Origin of the sequence: Staphylococcus sp. EZ-P03 (assembly GCF_003344575.1) — a bacterium.
Lineage (GTDB): Bacteria > Bacillota > Bacilli > Staphylococcales > Staphylococcaceae > Staphylococcus > Staphylococcus simulans_B.
Map to the genome: position 1 here is coordinate 251,728 of NZ_QPMO01000009.1, position 17,465 is coordinate 269,192.

Consider the following 17,465-nt stretch of genomic DNA (forward strand, 5'->3'; position numbering starts at 1 on the left):
TTCATTCATGTTCTAAGTTGTTGTTTCGTGATGTATTACATATATAATCATACCAAGCCCTTTTTAGAAAAGGCAATAACATTTGGTTGACTTAAAATGTCAATTTAATGCAATAAAACGTTTTCATTATGCTTTTTATTAAAAAAACAGGCTGAAATTCGATGGAATTTCAACCCATTTCTAATTTTTATCTATTATTTTTCAGCTGGTTGATCATTTCCTGTTCTTGCTTCATCAATTGCTTCATTCAATTCTTCTGTAAATAAAGCACGTTGTACTGTATCGTAATTCAATAATTGTGCCAGTACCTCTACTACTGCATCTTTATATTTTAATACGTCTTCAATATCAAAGTATAACATACCTGTTCTGCGGATTAAGAAATCCGTCGGTTTATATACCATTTCATTTTGAATTCCGTAAATCAATTCTGCATAAATTGCTAACGGTAAACCTGAATTTTGATATTGTGCAGTGTGTGCAATTTTGTACAGTTCATCAGCATTTGAACCGTAACGTCTTGCGATTGCTTCAGCTGTTTCAGCATCTAATTGATACTTCGCACCTTCGGCTGTTTTTTGTTCGACAAAGTTTTCGAAGTTAGCGCTGCCGCCGACATCGCCGCCTGAAATTGTAAGGTGTTTCGTTTTGCATGGACCGAATTTCAAACCGAAGTCTTGCTGCAAGCGTTTAGAAAGCAAATCAACAATGCCTTTTGCCATGTGTCTGTAGCCTGTTAGTTTACCGCCGGCAATCGTTAACAGACCTGATTTGCCTTCCCAAATTTCATCTTTACGAGAAATTTCAGATGAATCTTTGCCTTCTTCTAAAATTAACGGTCTTACACCTGCCCATGATGATTCGATATCTTTATCTGTAATATCAAGTCCTGGGAACATGTAATTAACTGCATCAATCAAGTAGTCGCGATCTTCTTGTGTTGGCAGCGGTGATGTTTTGTCATTGTTATAAAACGTATCTGTTGTTCCGATATATGCTTTGCCTTCTCTTGGAATTGCGAAAATCATTCTGCCGTCTTTTTCAGTATCAAAGTAAACTGCTTGTTGTAAAGGGAATTTAGATTGATCAATAACAATGTGGACCCCTTTTGTTAAGCGTAATTGTTTATTGTTTCTAGAGTAATCCGCACTTCTGACTTCGTCTACCCAAGGACCGCTTGCATTGATTACTTTTTTCGCATGAATCGTATATGCTTCATCTGACAGCATATCTGTCACTTGGATACCATTGACTTGTTCTTTATTGTCGTACGTGAAGTTGACTGATTTTGTGTAGTTGACAATATCTGCGCCTTTTTCAGCTGCACGTTTCATCACTTCGATTGTTAAGCGTGCATCATCTGTACGATATTCAACATAATAACCGCCGCCTTTAAGGCCTTTTCGTTTTACAAGAGGTTCTTTTTCTAATGTTTGCTGTTTGTTTAACATTTTCTTGCGTTCAGATTTTTTAACTCCTGCTAATCGGTCATACATTGCTAAACCGATAGAAGTTGAGAACTTGCCGAATGTACCGCCTTTATGCATCGGCAGCAGCATCCATTCAGGTGTTGTAACATGCGGACCGTTTTCATATACAATCGCACGTTCGCGGCCTGTTTCAGCTACTACCCCGACTTGCAGCTGTTTCAAATATCGCAAACCGCCATGGACTAATTTAGTCGAACGAGAACTTGTCCCTTGTGCAAAGTCTTGCATTTCTACAAGTGCGACTTTCATACCGCGGTCTGCCGCATCTAAAGCGACACCTGCACCTGTAATACCGCCTCCGATAATCACTACGTCATATTCTTGATCCTTTAATCTTTGTTTGATTGCTTCTCTGTTCAATGTTGATAAACTCATTGATAACGCCTCCTAATAAATTCTGATATGAATGCATGAGACAAGCCGAAATGTGAGTTTTACAACCCAATAGATTAAAAAATGAGAGACCTATCCCATACATTTTATAATGGTGTGAACAGTTCTCTCATTCTCGAGTCATAAATATTAACTTATTAAATAGTATAACATAGCTTGCAATTAATCGTCTAACTTGAATACTTGTGTTGCTTCAACGGCTTTTTTCCAGCCTTTGTATAATTTTTCACGCTCGTCTTCATCCATTTGCGGTTCGAATGCTTTTTCTAATTTCCAACGGTTTGCGATTTCTTCTTTGCTGTCCCAGAATCCAACAGCCAAGCCTGCAAGATAAGCTGCACCTAATGCTGTGGTTTCATTGATTTCAGGACGTTCTACCGTGATATTTTGAATATCTGCTTGGAATTGCATTAAGAAGTTGTTCTTCACTGCACCGCCGTCTACACGGATACTGTCTACGTTAATACCAGAGTCTTGCACCATCGCTTCAACCACATCACGTGTTTGATAACAGATAGATTCTAAAGTTGCTCTGATAAAGTGTTCTTTTTCAGTACCGCGTGTAATACCGAAGACTGCACCGCGTGCATTTGAATCCCAATAAGGTGTACCTAAACCTACAAAGGCAGGCACTACATAAACACCATCAGTAGATTCGATACGGTTCGCATAATTTTCTGATTCTGGCGCAGAGTTAATCATTCTCAACCCGTCTCTCAACCATTGAATTGCTGAACCTGACACGAAGATTGAACCTTCTAAAGCATAATGCACTTCGCCGTCTAATCCATAAGCGATAGTCGTTAATAAACCATTATCAGATTGAACCGCTTCTTTCCCCGTATTCATCAGCATAAAGCCGCCTGTACCATACGTATTCTTCACATTGCCTCGATCGAAACAAGCTTGTCCGAATAATGCAGATTGCTGGTCGCCGGCAATCCCTGCAATCGGTACCTCTTGACCAAAGAAGTGATAGTCTTTTGTTTTGGCATAAATTTCGCTGGACTCATGTACTTCAGGCAGGATTTGTTTCGGAATATCCAGAATTTCCAACAATTCATCGTCCCATTTCAATTCATGAATATTATAAATCAGCGTACGGCTGGCATTCGTATAGTCTGTAACATGAGCAGCACCGCCGGATAATTTCCAGACAATCCATGAATCGATTGTACCAAATAATAAATCGCCTTTTTCTGCTTTCTCTCTTGCACCCTCTACATGATCTAAAATCCATTTGATTTTTGTGCCAGAGAAATAAGGGTCAAGCACTAATCCTGTTTTTTCGCGGAAAGTATCTTCATAACCTTGGTCGCGTAAAGATTGAACGATATCTTGCGTTTGGCGGGATTGCCACACAATCGCATTATAAATCGGTCTTCCTGTATTTTTATCCCAAATTACTGTTGTTTCCCTTTGGTTGGTAATCCCGATACCTACCACTTGTCTCGGATAAATATCATCATCATTTAAAACCGTCGCAATCACTGATAACACAGAAGTCCAAATCTCATTGGCATCATGTTCTACCCAACCTAAATTTGGAAAATGCTGTGTGAATTCACGTTGCGCTGTAGAAACAATTTCCCCTTCTTTATTAAATAAAATGGCACGTGTACTTGTTGTACCTTGGTCTATTGATAAAATGTATTGTTCCATTTTGAACAACTCCTTAATCATGATAATTACAAAGCACATGGCTTTGTCCCCAAAAATATATCTCGAATTGACTTAATCTCTAATATATCGTTTCGACGTCTTTCTTATCAACCTTGTTCAATACAAGACCTAAAACTAAAGTGATTGCTGTCAGGACAATGGCTGCGACTGAAAGCATATCGAATGAACCTTTGTATGCGGCTCTGTAAATACAAGCCCCTAACATTCCGCCTGCAATCGGACCTAATACCGGTACAATTGCATAGGACCATTGTGAATTACCTTTGCCTGCAATCGGTAAAAGCGCATGTGCAATTCTCGGGCCTAAGTCACGTGCCGGATTAATCGCATAACCCGTAGGTCCCCCTAAACTGATACCGATAGCAACAATCAAGCCCCCTACAATAATCGGGTTCAAACCATCTGTAAATTTATTGATACCGATAAACATCAAACCTAATGTCAAAGCAGCGGTACCGATGATTTCACTTAAAAAGTTGGCATAATAATTTTTAATACCTGGTGCTGTACAAAATACTGCTAATTTAGCACCTTGATCATCCGTTGCTTTCCAATGCGGCAAATACATCAGCCAAACTAATGCACCGCCGACTACACCGCCTAACGTTTGGCAAATAATATAGCCTGGTACTTTAAACCATTCTATACCGCCATCCATAGCAAAAGCTACCGTTACAGCCGGATTCAAATGCGCGCCTGAAAATGTGCCTACTGCATACACCCCTAATGTCACAGCAAGCCCCCATCCAAGCGAAATATTAATCCAGTCGCTGCCGAAACCTTTTGATTTAACAAGGTTAAGGTTCGCAACTACACCGCCCCCGAATAAAATCAAAATGGCAGTGCCCAAAAATTCCGCAAAATATGGACTCATATAACTTCCTCCTTAAAAGAAGACAAAAAGACTCCTACATTGATCGCGTGAATGTAGAAGTCTCCTATCTCTATCGTAATTTATATTAACTTATTAACAGAATATCTTTTTATGAAAGCGTTGTCAATGAATATTCATATTTTCACAAAAATACTTTTGCAACAATTTACCATAATGTTTTATTGCTGGTTGTAACATATTCCGCACCGCTCGATACCGCTGCTGCTACTTCTTCTGGCTGATCAATCAACCCGCCGGCAATAACTGGTGTCTTTGTTTCATCGTAAACCTTTTGAATCACCTTGCTGGCAACACCTGGCAGTACTTCCACAAAATCAGGCTGTACTTGCTTGATTAAAGCGATACTGCGATTGAGTGCATGGCTGTCGATGACAAACACACGTAAAATTGTAGTCACCTTCAATGTCTTCGCTTTTTTAATAACTTTAGGTTTCGTTGACACTATTCCTTCAGGTTTGAAGTTTTGAATCAAATATTCGCATCCGAATTCATCATGTGCGACACCTCTTGTCAAATCCACATGAATGTACGTCTGCATTTTATGTTGTTTCAACAAGTCCATAATACTTTTCAAATGACCGATATGGGCATCTAACAATACACATCTTTTATAGTCAGTCTTCACCAACTTTTCTAAATCTCTCATCTCACGAATTGCCGGTAAAATATGTGGCTTCACGCTCATGTCTCCTTTACTGGATACGCTTGAATAAACGTTCCATTTCATAGTTTGAAAAGCTGATGATAATCGGACGACCATGCGGACATGTGAACGGGTCTTCCATTTCCCGCAATTGGTCAATCAAGTCGGCCATTTCTTGATTTCTTAAATAATGGTTGGCTTTAATCGACTTTTTGCAACTCATCATAATTGCTGCTGCTTCTCTGATTTTTTTAATATCTACTTTCTTATGTTCTAAAACATATTCCACCATATCTTGAATAATCTCTTGTGCTTCTTCTTTAGGAAACCAAACAGGATAGCTGTTGACGATATAATCATGACTGCCGAAAGGTTCTAAATGCACCCCGACTTTATCCAATTCATCTTTAAATTCATTAATAATCATTTGTTCATCTTTAGAAAAGTGGAATGTTATCGGCAGCAACAGATTTTGCACTTCATTCGTAACTTCACCGATTTTATCTCTGAAGTATTCGTATTTAATACGTTCTTGTGCTGCGTGCTGATCAATCATAAACATACCTGTTTCATTTTGCGCAATGATATAAGTACCATGCACTTGACCTACCACTTCCATATATGGCACTCGGTGTTTCGGTTGTGCATTTTGTGTTTCTCTTACATCTTGTACTTGTGCCTCTTCATTTTCATTATCATCTTCAGCTTCAGTATCAAAGTCATTAGTCTCATAAGCATCCAAATCTGATAAGACTGCTTTTTGCGCATTTTGATAATCTGTACTGTCATTGGTTTCTGCAACGTGCGAATCATTTTGTCCTGCATTAAGGTCAGTTGCTGCATTATCGTTTTGGCTTTCATTTGTACTATGTTCTGTATTGTCATCAGCCTGCTGCTCAGCTTGACGTTTTTCAAAGTCTAGTTTTTGCTGCTCAAAAGTTTCCAATACTTTATTTTTCTTATGCAGTTTATTTTCATCATTATGCGGAATTAAAATTTTGTCTTTAAAGGCATCTTGAATTTTTTCAACAATCAATTGATACAGTTGTTCTTCTTTTGATAAACGGACTTCTAATTTTGTCGGGTGTACATTGACATCTACAAGTATCGGATCCATTTCAATATTGATATAGCAAATCGGATAGCGTCCGATAGTCAGCAACGTATGATAGCCTTCTAAAATTGCCTTATTCAAGATGAAATTTTTGATATAACGTCCGTTGATAAAAATAGAAATATAGTGTCTGTTGCTGCGGGAATGTTCAGGCTTGGCCACGAAACCTTCCAGATGATAGTCGCTGGTATCGCCTGTAATATGCACTAAATCTTTCGCAACTTTCATGCCGTATATTTCTGCCATGACTTCATTAGTACGTCCTGAGCCATTGGTTTTGATTAATGTTTTGCCGTCAGATACCAATGTAAAGCGGACATCTGGATGACTCATCGCCATACGATTGACAATATCTGTAATTTTTCCGAGTTCTGTATACAGACTCTTAACATATTTCAATCGTGCCGGCGTATTATAAAATAACGACTCAACTAAGATATCGGTGCCTTGTTTGGCTTTTGCAGGTTTTTGATTGATAATCGCACCATCTTCCGCATAGATTTCATGGCCGTTTTGTCCATCTGTGCACGTACGCAATGTGACTTTTGCGACAGAGGAAATACTGGCTAATGCTTCTCCTCTGAAACCTAATGTACGGATATGGAATAAATCACTGTCTTCATTCAGCTTGCTTGTCGCATGGCGATGAAAGACTAGATGCAAGTCATCTTCTTCGATACCTGTACCGTTATCTACGACACGAATCGATTCGATTCCGGATTGTTTAACTTCAATATTAATTTCGCTTGCTTTGGCATCAAGGGCATTTTCCAACAATTCTTTAACGACTGATCCCGGACGTTCAACTACCTCCCCTGCCGCGATTTTATTGGCGAGGGAAGTCTGTAATTCTTTTATTTTGCCCATGATTGTTCACCTCTATTTTAATTGGTTTTGGAGTTCGCTGAGTTTGTTGAGTGCTTGAAGCGGTGTCATATTAGATATGTTTAATTGTTTTAATTCCAATTCGACTTCGCTTTCTTTAGGTACAGTATCAAACAAATCAAATGTTCCTTGCTGGAAACCGGGTTGCGGCTGTTCTTCTGGTTCATTTTTATTTTCTTGAGATTGATTTGCCTCAGAAACTGCTGCTTCATTCTTTTCTGCAGCTTCATAACTAGGAATTTGCGGCTGTGATTTATCGTTCGCTTCAAAGGCATCTAAGATCACCTGAGCACGTTCAATCACTTGATCCGGCAAATCTGCAAGTTTTGCGACTTGGATACCGTAACTGTCATCTACAGCGCCATCTTTTACTTTATGCAAGAAGATAAGTTCGCCTTTATATTCATTTGCGGCAACATGTACGTTTTTCAAACATGACAATGACTGATCTAATGTCGTAAGCTCATGATAATGTGTCGAGAATAACGTCTTCGCATGAGAGGTTTGTGCGACATATTCAATCATTGCTTGAGCAAGAGCCAGTCCATCAAAAGTTGATGTACCGCGTCCGATCTCATCAAAAATAATCAAGCTGTCTTCTGTCGCATATGTTAAAGCTTTTTGTGCTTCCAGCATTTCAACCATAAAGGTACTTTTACCAGATACTAAGTCATCTGCAGCACCGATACGTGTAAAGATTTGATCAAAAATCGGCAGTACTGCTTCGCTGCATGGTACATATGCGCCCATTTGCGCCATAATACTGATAATTGCGATTTGGCGCATATAAGTAGATTTACCTGACATATTCGGCCCTGTAATCAAATAAATGAACTGTTCATCATCTAAGCGGCAATCATTAGGAACATAATCATTATAATCCATGACACGCTCTACTACAGGGTGGCGGGAATCAACTAAGACCAGTGTTTTATCATCGCTGAATTTTGGTCTGACATAATTGTATTTTTGAGCAATTTCCGCAAAGCTTTGCAGGCAATCAATTTCAGAAATTAATTTTGCTTGTTTTTGAAGACGCTCAGTATACGCTTTGACCGCTTCTCTTAATTTCACAAAAAGCTGATATTCAAGTTCTACTGCTTTATCTTCAGCCCCTAAAATCAAATCTTCTTTTTCTTTTAATTCATCCGTAATAAAACGTTCTGCATTCGATAATGTTTGTTTACGTGTATAACCATAGTCTGAAGGCTCAAAGCCTTTTAAGTTTGCACGTGTAATTTCTATAAAGTAGCCGAATACTTTGTTAAAGCTGATTTTCAGCGAACGAATACCTGTACGTTCTCTTTCTTTCGCTTGAAGCTGTGCCAACCATTGTTTCCCGTTGATTGACGCTTCTAAGTATTCATCTAATTGTTCATTAAAGCCCTGTTTGAATAAACCTCCGTCTTTCACTGAAATCGGCGGTTCCTCAACAAGACTGTGTTCCAGCAATTCTAGCAAATCATTTAAAGGTTCCAACTGTCTGAACTGTTCTGGCAATTGGTCATCAAACGCATCTAATAATGCTTTAATGTTCGGTATCTCAGCAATTGAATGTTTAAGCTGAATCAAATCACGCGCATTCACATTACCGTAACTGACACGTCCGACTAATCTTTCAATATCATACACTTGGTTTAAATAATTGCGCAGTGTATCGCGTTCAATAAAACGATCAATCAATTGCGACACAGCATCTAAGCGTTCATTGATGGCTTGTTTATAGATTAATGGTCGGTCAATCCATTGTTTGAGACGACGTGCACCCATTGGGGTCTTCGTTTGATCCATCAACCATAACAATGTTCCTTTTTTAGATTTCAAACGAATGCTTTCAGTCAATTCTAAGTTGCGTTTAGCGTAATAATCCATTTTCATATAATCGACAGCTTCATATACTTTTGCGTCTTCAATATGTTCTAAATTACGCTTTTGCGTATGGTGGATATAATCTAACAGTACTTGAACCGCATGATGCATTAATGTATCTTCTACTTGGTTCACAGCATAATTTTCATTGCTGATGTCATCCACAACCGTTAATGTTTCTGTAGCCAATGACATTTGCTGCTTCAACGATGCTTCTACTGCTTCAGCAGTAACAATCTCATTAGGATTAATCGTTGTAATCTCATTCAGCAGCATACTTTCATCATTGAAATGTGTCACCTTTAATTCACCCGTCGACACATCACAATAACTTAACGCAATGTTGTTTGCTTCTCGAACGAAGCTCAAAATATAGTTGTTTTGTTTTTCATCTACGCCGCCTTGGTTCATGATTGTTCCTGGTGTAACTACTCGTATTACTTCTCGGCGTACCATACCTTTTGTAACTTTCGGATCTTCCATTTGTTCGCAAATGGCTACTTTATATCCGTTTTCTATTAATGTTTCAATATAACTTTCTGCAGAGTGGTAAGGCACTCCGCACATTGGAATAGGATTTTCTTTTTTCGCATCCCTTTTTGTCAGCGTAATCTCTAATACTCTAGAAGCCACTTTTGCATCTTCATAAAACATTTCATAAAAATCGCCTAATCTGAAAAACAATAAGCAGTCTTGATATTGAGATTTTATTTTTAAATATTGCTGCATCATCGGCGTTACATTTGTCATGATTTTGAATCATTCCTTCTAATTTTAGGTTTATTCATTATAAGTGATTGTATAAGAATTTCATATCCATTTCACTTTTCTTAACTCATCTATTTTAACAAATTATAAGTGGTTAAACGAGTGTCTGCTTTTTGTAAGGTTAATTTTAAATTCCTAATAAAAAGATTAATTCAGTATATATTATCAGTTAAATACTATTAAATTGTCGTAAAAATCAGAATGTCATTCACCTTTCTCTGATATATTGAAATTAATTTCACAAAAGGAGAGATTTACGCACTATGAAACTTAAAAAATCAGTCATTACTTCATTAGCAGTATCAGTCACTTTTTTAACCGGTTCTCAAGCAGTACTCGCTAGCGGAGGCAGCGGTATCGGTCCTGCTTCAAACGGCCACAGCAACGTTAACCAAGCTGCATCGCACAAACCTCAAAACATTCTTAACAAAAATGTCGCAATCGCACACCGCGGCGCAAGCGGTTATGCACCTGAACATACTTTCTTCGCTTACGATAAAGCTAAAAACGAACTCAATGCAGACTACATAGAGCTAGATTTGCAGATGACAAAAGATGGCAATTTAATCGCAATGCATGATGAAACTGTTGATCGTACAACAGGCGGTAAATTCCATGGACCTGTCAAAAACTACACCACTGCTCAATTGAAACAAATGGATGTCGGTACTTCATTCAATGTTGCGAATCCTCAATTTGCCGACCCTAAATACAGCGGTGCTAAAATTCCTACATTAGATGAAATCTTAGACCGTTACGGCAAAAACACAAACTACTATATCGAAACAAAATCACCGGATGTGTATCCTGGAATGGAAGAAAAATTGCTTCAAACTTTAAATAAGCATGGATTATTGACACCGAATAAACTTCAAAACGGACAAGTCGTCGTACAATCTTTCTCACAAGAAAGCTTGTTGAAAATGAAACGTCTCAATCCGAATGTACCGTTGATTCAACTTACAGATAAAGCACAATTAGGTACGTACACAGATCAAGACTTAGATTATATTGCATCATATGCTAAAGGTGTCGGCCCTGAATATCATGATGCTACAGCAGCAAATGTAGAAAAAATGCACCGCCATCACTTACTTGTACACCCTTATACTGTCAATACAGTTCCTGAAATGCAGCAATTAATCAATAACAACGTTGACGGCGCCTTCTCTAACTACATCGATCAATATGTAAAACTTAGAGACCAATCTCAAAACAAAACAGCTTACTAAGTTTAAATAAAATAGAATAACAAGAAACATCCCCATCCACTTCTTAATTAAAGAAATGAATGGGGATGTTGTATTTATCAGTCTTTCGGCAGCCATCTGGACAGCTTGCCTTTTTTAAATAAAATCATAAGCAGTACATAACTAATGGATGCACCTAAAGCACTTGATGCGATAAATGCGGCCATTAAAGGTTTAATGGCAATCCCTTGCAATCCTAGGACAAAAGCCAAAGGAATACACATAAAACTGCCGATGAAACCTGTACCGATAACTTCACCGATTGCGGCCATAAACAAATGTTTACGGTAACGATACAACAAGCTCGCTAGTAATACACCGATCATACTGCCGGGAAACGCAAACGCTGAACCTGTACCGAACATCATGCGAATAACTGAGGATAGAAATGCTTGAGCAAGTCCGAACCACGGTCCTACAAACACAGCACATAACACATTAATCATATGTTGAATCGGTGCCGCTTTAATAGGTCCGAGCGGTATAATAATCAGACTGCTTAAGACAACATTAATGGCGATGAACATAGCAGTTAAAGTAAGTTTTCTTATCTTCACAACTCAAACGCCCTTTCACTTAGATTTAAAGTTACTGCTTGTGGTGCGCTGCGTTCAAACGATCAGCCATTGTGTTAATCATCATTTGCAGTAAATCATTCGCATCAGCCTGCGATTCGCGAAATTCTGTGACGATAGGCAACGCATTGATTTTCTTTTCAAGCTCAGCTATCTCTGCTTCACTGCGTTTATACGCTTCTATCTTGCCATAGTTCTGCAAATTCACAGATTGCTTTTGTCTTTGTTTTAAATCTGCCATCCAATCATCAATATGATGGTTGCGATGGATTTGTGTTTCAACACGCTGGTAATCTTTAACAGTATCCAAAGCTTTAATTTGCGCACTCAGCTTTTTAGCTTCTTCGATGATAGCCGTTTTATCATACATTACGCTTTCACCGCATTGCCTTCATGGACATGCAAGAATGTGCCGTTCAATGAATACTGTTTCGCTTCGTCGATTTTCACATCAACAAGTTTGCCGATGACTTCTTTAGGTCCTTTAAAGTTAACTAATTTATTTTTATCAGTGTAACCTGCTAATACTGTGTCGTCTTTCTTACTGCTGCCTTCGCATAATACAGTCACAACTTGACCTTCGTAAGCTTTAAGTGCACGTTCAGAATAGTAACCGACTTTTTTATTTAAGCGCTGCAAGCGTGCTTTTTTAACGTCTGTTGCTACGTTATCTTTCATTCGTGCAGCCGGTGTACCATCACGCTGTGAATAAAGATAAGTATAAGCATGTTCGAATTCAACTTCATCATATAATGATAATGTTTCTTCGAATTGTTCTTCTGTTTCATTCGGATAGCCGACAATAATATCAGTTGTTAAAGCAACATCAGGAATTGCGGCTTTAATACGATGTACTAAATCTAAATAACTTTCACGTGTATATTTGCGTCCCATAATTTTCAACACAGCATCATTACCAGATTGAACAGGCAAATGAATGTGCGGTACGATATTGCCGCCCTTAGCAATTACTTCAATCATATGATCCGTAAAGTCCCATGGGTGGCTGGTAGTAAAACGGACACGCGGAATATCGATTTTTGAAATTGCTTCAAATAAATCGCCTAAACCATAATCCATGTCTTTTAAGTCTTTACCGTATGAGTTGACGTTTTGACCTAATAAAGTAATTTCTTTATAGCCTCTGCGAGCTAAATCACGCACTTCATCAATAATATCTTGCGGACGGCGACTGCGCTCTTTACCGCGTGTAAACGGCACAATACAATATGTACAGAACTTATCGCAGCCATACATAATATTAACCCATGCTTTGAAATAGTCGTCGCGGACTTTCGGAAGGTTCTCAATAACATCGCCTTCTTTAGACCAAACATCAATAACCATTGCTTTAGATAAATATGCTTCTTCTAAAATCTCTGGTAATTTATGAATATTGTGCGTACCGAAAATCATATCCACATTTTGGAATGACTTCAATATTTTATTCACGACTGATTCTTCTTGCGACATACAACCGCAAACACCGATTAGGCAATCTGGGCGATCGCGTTTCAAGTGTTTTAAATTACCGATTTCACTAAATACTTTGTTTTCCGCATTTTCACGAATCGCACAAGTATTTAACAAGATTACATCAGCTTTTAACATTTCATCTGCTAATGTATAACCTAAAGCTTCAAAAATACCTGCCATTACTTCAGTGTCGTGCGCATTCATTTGGCAACCATACGTTTTAATAAAGAACGTACGGCCTTTACCCATGTTTTTATATTTCTCATCTATTTGGAAATCACGATTATAATGCACTTCTTCTTTACCGCGTTTTTTAGCTTCTTTTAAACTAGGAGGCTGGTAAACTGTTTCGAAGTATTGACTATAATCTTTCTCTTTCTTGTTTCGGTGTGCAATTACGTCCAAAGAACCCGCTTTTCTTTGTTCTTCATTCACTTCGCAAAATCCTTTCTATATCCCCGATTAATCATTATTTCATTATATATGGTTTACGTTAAAAGTGCAAAATGAATCTTGTCTGAAACAGAAAAAAAGCCAGTCAAAGACCAGTTGATTGTAGGGTTTAGATTGAAGTTATAATGCAATTTTCAAGTTTTCATTTAATAACTATAATTTTTTCATAATTAGTAGCGATACGCAAAAAAGCACTCCTGAATATTAGGAGTGCTCAAAATTGATAAATTATAATTTAATCGTATTTAGCTGTTAAATCATCCATAGTAATACCTGTAGGCACATGGTAGAATTTCACTTGGCTGATGATACTTGGAACTTTTAATTCAACCATTCTATCATTGATATTTTGAATTAATATCAAGCATTCGCTCATCGTTCCTTGTACAGTAGTTTCTAAAGGATTAACACGAAACTCTAAGCCTGATTGTTCGATAATCGCAATTGCTTCATCAACATATGGAATAACGTCTTCGCCATTTGGTGTTTTCGGTATGACTTGAATACTCATTAAAGTGTCTTGCATGTCAAAGCCCTCTTTTCCCTTGTTATTAATTCCACTGTATCAAAAATTGTCCCATTCGCCTACTGATGCTGCTTCATTGCGTTAAACTGTATGATAATAACAACTGATGATGATTAAACGATGGCCGATTTCTTTATATACGAGTCGATGAATTTCATCCAGCTTCAAAACTTTAAAGCCGCCTTCACTGATTTTTTTTACATATAACGGAACAGGATAATTATCTTCATCAAAAGGGATCTTGCCTTTAATTTGTTGAATCGCTCTGTTGAAGTGTGCAATCAATTGACCATTTAAGCTTTTAAAGTGGGTATGGTCATTATTTGCGGTTTCAGTAAAATCGATTAATAGCTGGTCATTTACGAGGACTTTAACCAAGTGTCCATTGATGTAATCTCTGATACAATGTGCCAAATGGCTGCGGTTCGCTTCATTTTTAAGCAAATACATGCGTGCTTCATAACCTTTTTGTGTTTCAGCTTCATTATTATAGTGAATGGAAGGATCCACTTGCTGCCCTTCTAAATAATTATGTGCAATTTTATTTAATAATTGTTCTTGCGTCGTCGCTTTATCAACTTCTTTTTTCTCTTTCGTCATTTTGTACACCTCTTAATTACGACTTATTTAAACAATACCCTTATAAAGCGGTATACCAAACTTTTATTTTAATTTTTAATAACTAACAACTAATTAGGTGTGAACAAAAGATAACTTAATAAACAAAAAACAAGCCTTCTATTCTCTCATATAACGTATACCCGTTATTTCGAGGTTAAGAAGGCTTGTTTCATATTTTTTAGATAAATTGTTTAGTTAATTCGTCAAATTGTGCTTGATCAATACTGATATCTTGTTTTGCTAAAGGTTCGCCGCTCATAGCTTCTACTTGAGATTCATATGAAGGTGTTTCTTTATCTTGATAAACAATTCCAGTCAGTAATGATTCGTTTTCAATGACTGCTTGTGTTGCTTTATTTTTATCTGAAGGGTCAAAATCTTCTAAGTCATCTACTGACACAAGATTTTCTTTAAACCAATCATACGTATTGACTTTATTGTATGTGACACAAGGTGAGAACACATTGACGAATGAGAAGCCGTCATGGTTGATTGCTTCTTCAATTAATGATGTGAGCCCTTTAATATCACTTGAGAAACCTTGTCCGACAAATGTTGCACCAGATGATAAAGCAAGTTCTAAAGGTGCTACGTTTTGTTCAATATTGCCTTTAGGCGTTGTTTTAGTCACAAAACCTGGTGCTGATGAAGGTGAAGTTTGACCTTTAGTCAATCCATAGATTTGGTTATCCATAACAATATACGTAATGTTCATGTTACGGCGTAAAGCATGAATCGTATGACCCATACCGATGGCATAACCATCACCGTCGCCGCCAGAACAAATCACTGTTAAATCTTTGTTCGCCATTTTAACGCCTTGTGCAATCGGCAAAGCACGACCATGAATTGCGTGCAAACCGTATGAATTGATATAACCTGATAAACGGCCGGAACAACCGATACCTGTAATTAACGCTACTTCTTCAGGTTCTAATCCGACATTCGCAGCTGCTTTTTGAATCGCTGCTTGTACTGAGAAGTCACCGCACCCTGGACACCAGTTGGGTTTCACGTTATTTCTAAAATCTTTAAATGTTGCCACCTGTAACCACTCCTTCAGTTTCTTTGGCAATTTCTAAACCTTTATCTTCAATTTCATGCGGTAAGAATGGTGTACCATCGTATTTTGTTTGTTTTACAAGTTTTTGATGGACATTTACATTCATTTTCAAGATATTTGCTAGTTGTCCTTGGTAGTTATGTTCAACAACTACGACTTTTTTAGCTTTATCGACCGCTTCTTGTACGATTTCTGTCGGGAATGGATGCAGTTGCTTGATTTGCAAGTGGTTGACTTTAATCCCTTCTTGTTCAAGTCTTGCTTTCCCTTCTTGAATTGCGCCTTTTGTAGAAATAAATCCGATATATAAAATATCTGCATCATCATAAGCTTGATCATCTACAACCGGTTCGCTGATTAATAAGTTTTCAGTTTTACGCATACGTTTATCCATTTGTTCTTGACGGTTTTGTGCAGACTCACTAGGTTTGCCGTCTTGGCTGTGTTCAACACCAGTTACATGGTGAATACCGCCTTTAACACCTGGAATAGGACGCGGTGATACACCGCTTGCTGTAAGCGCATAACGTTTGAAGTAAGCTTTGTCACCTTCTTCACGTTCGATATCGCCTTGCAGTAATTCGCCGCGTTTGATTTCTACACGATTGAAATCAAGCTGTTCTACTGTTTGTTTGCCTAATGCCAGCTGCAAGTCGCTTAAAATGATAACTGGGCATTGATATTCTTCAGCTAAGTTGAAAGCTTCTACTGTTAAATAGAATGAATCTTCCGCATCTGTTGGTGCTAATACAATCTTAGGAATATCACCATGTGTACCGTAAATCATTTGCATTAAATCTGATTGTTCCTCTTTTGTAGGCAATCCTGTTGAAGGACCTCCGCGTTGTGTATTGACAATCACTAACGGTGTTTCAGTCATACCTGAAAGACCGATAGATTCCATCATCAATGAAAGACCGGGACCAGCTGAAGCTGTGAACGCACGCACACCTGCATAGTTTGCGCCGATAGCCATTGTAGCCGCCGCAATTTCATCTTCTGTTTGAATCACTGTACCGCCGACTTTCGGCAAGTTATCAATCATATATTCCATGATTTCTGAAGCAGGTGTAATTGGATAAGCTGCCATAAATTTAGATCCTGCTGAAATAGCACCTAAGCCGACTGCATCGTTGCCGATCATATATAAATGAGGTTCTGATTGGCTTGCTTCTAAATGGAAATCTCCTTCTAAGTCTGTCATTTGTTCTTTCATTGCTTCATAGCCTGCATGTAAGGCTTGAATATTCATTTCAACAATACTTTCGCCTTTTTTACCGAATGTGTTGTCAATTAATGACTCAAAGGACTTAATATCTAAATCCATAATGGCACACGTTGCACCGATAGCCACCATGTTTTTCATAAGTTTTGTACCAAGTTCTTTTGCGATATCAGTAAAAGGCAGTACGATAAGTTGGGATTTGCAATCTTCAGGTTTAGACGGTTTTGCTTTAGCATCCGCAATAATCACACTGTCGTCACGCATTTCATGATGATTGACTTCAATCGTTTCTTGATCAAACGCTACTAAAATATCTAAATCATCACTGATTGCATGCACAGGTGTATTGGATACTCTGATTTTATTATTGGTATGGCCGCCTTTAATTCGGCTTGAGAAATGTCTGTATCCGTAGAGGTAATATCCTTCACGATTCATTGCTGTGGCAAAGATTTCTCCAGTCGATTCAATTCCTTCACCTTGTTGTCCGCCAACTTTCCAAGATACTTGTGATTTCATACCTAGCTTTGCCTCCT

The 17,465-nt window shown here is 38.0% G+C and carries 14 protein-coding genes; 1 reads left to right on the top strand and 13 read right to left on the bottom strand.

The window, feature by feature from the left end:
• Positions 1 to 194: 194 nt before the first annotated feature.
• The 6 genes from DVJ99_RS05400 to mutS form a co-directional block, all read right to left on the bottom strand.
• Entirely contained in the window at positions 195 to 1,865 is a 1,671-nt protein-coding gene (locus tag DVJ99_RS05400) for a glycerol-3-phosphate dehydrogenase/oxidase (RefSeq protein WP_114603446.1), read from the bottom strand.
• Between the two features lie 180 nt (positions 1,866 to 2,045).
• Positions 2,046 to 3,545: a glycerol kinase GlpK gene (gene glpK / locus DVJ99_RS05405; RefSeq protein ID WP_114603447.1), complete on the bottom strand. Its 1,500-nt coding sequence runs from the start codon at positions 3,543 to 3,545 to the stop codon at positions 2,046 to 2,048.
• Positions 3,546 to 3,624: 79 nt separating this feature from the next.
• Positions 3,625 to 4,440 carry an MIP/aquaporin family protein gene (locus DVJ99_RS05410; protein ID WP_114603448.1) on the bottom strand — a complete coding sequence of 272 codons (816 nt, stop codon included), beginning with the start codon at positions 4,438 to 4,440 and terminating at the stop codon, positions 3,625 to 3,627.
• Between the two features lie 166 nt (positions 4,441 to 4,606).
• Positions 4,607 to 5,140, bottom strand: coding sequence for a glycerol-3-phosphate responsive antiterminator (locus DVJ99_RS05415; protein ID WP_114603449.1), 534 nt, complete (start codon positions 5,138 to 5,140; stop codon positions 4,607 to 4,609).
• A 13-nt stretch (positions 5,141 to 5,153) separates the two neighbouring features.
• On the bottom strand, positions 5,154 to 7,085 hold the full coding sequence (mutL, locus tag DVJ99_RS05420; RefSeq protein ID WP_114603450.1) for a DNA mismatch repair endonuclease MutL: 1,932 nt from the start codon (positions 7,083 to 7,085) through the stop codon (positions 5,154 to 5,156).
• A 12-nt stretch (positions 7,086 to 7,097) separates the two neighbouring features.
• On the bottom strand, positions 7,098 to 9,722 hold the full coding sequence (gene mutS, locus DVJ99_RS05425) for a DNA mismatch repair protein MutS (protein WP_114603451.1): 2,625 nt from the start codon (positions 9,720 to 9,722) through the stop codon (positions 7,098 to 7,100).
• A gap of 281 nt (positions 9,723 to 10,003) precedes the next feature.
• On the opposite strand from mutS, the gene DVJ99_RS05430 reads away from it, so the two are divergent.
• Positions 10,004 to 10,972, top strand: a complete 969-nt coding sequence (locus DVJ99_RS05430) for a glycerophosphodiester phosphodiesterase (RefSeq protein WP_114603452.1) — start codon at positions 10,004 to 10,006, stop codon at positions 10,970 to 10,972.
• Between the two features lie 77 nt (positions 10,973 to 11,049).
• Here DVJ99_RS05430 and thiW read toward each other — a convergent pair whose 3' ends face one another.
• From thiW to DVJ99_RS05465, 7 genes are all read right to left on the bottom strand, one after another.
• Positions 11,050 to 11,547, bottom strand: a complete 498-nt coding sequence (gene thiW / locus DVJ99_RS05435) for an energy coupling factor transporter S component ThiW (protein WP_105992916.1) — start codon at positions 11,545 to 11,547, stop codon at positions 11,050 to 11,052.
• A gap of 31 nt (positions 11,548 to 11,578) precedes the next feature.
• Positions 11,579 to 11,935 (bottom strand): YlbF/YmcA family competence regulator, encoded by a 357-nt coding sequence (locus DVJ99_RS05440; RefSeq protein ID WP_105992917.1) that lies wholly within the window; start codon positions 11,933 to 11,935, stop codon positions 11,579 to 11,581.
• A complete protein-coding gene (miaB, locus tag DVJ99_RS05445; RefSeq protein ID WP_114603453.1) occupies positions 11,935 to 13,476 on the bottom strand; it encodes a tRNA (N6-isopentenyl adenosine(37)-C2)-methylthiotransferase MiaB in 1,542 nt (513 codons plus the stop codon). The genes DVJ99_RS05440 and miaB overlap by 1 nt, the downstream gene beginning before the upstream one ends.
• Before the next feature lie 253 nt (positions 13,477 to 13,729).
• Positions 13,730 to 14,020, bottom strand: coding sequence for a thiamine-binding protein (locus DVJ99_RS05450; RefSeq protein WP_114603454.1), 291 nt, complete (start codon positions 14,018 to 14,020; stop codon positions 13,730 to 13,732).
• Positions 14,021 to 14,101: 81 nt separating this feature from the next.
• Positions 14,102 to 14,620: a type II toxin-antitoxin system YoeB family toxin gene (locus DVJ99_RS05455; protein WP_114603455.1), complete on the bottom strand. Its 519-nt coding sequence runs from the start codon at positions 14,618 to 14,620 to the stop codon at positions 14,102 to 14,104.
• 199 nt (positions 14,621 to 14,819) lie between these two features.
• The gene (locus DVJ99_RS05460; protein WP_105992926.1) at positions 14,820 to 15,686 is read right to left on the bottom strand and encodes a 2-oxoacid:ferredoxin oxidoreductase subunit beta; all 867 of its coding nucleotides are present in this window, start codon (positions 15,684 to 15,686) and stop codon (positions 14,820 to 14,822) included.
• Positions 15,673 to 17,448, bottom strand: a complete 1,776-nt coding sequence (locus DVJ99_RS05465) for a 2-oxoacid:acceptor oxidoreductase subunit alpha (protein ID WP_114603456.1) — start codon at positions 17,446 to 17,448, stop codon at positions 15,673 to 15,675. The genes DVJ99_RS05460 and DVJ99_RS05465 overlap by 14 nt, the downstream gene beginning before the upstream one ends.
• Positions 17,449 to 17,465: the final 17 nt, after the last annotated feature.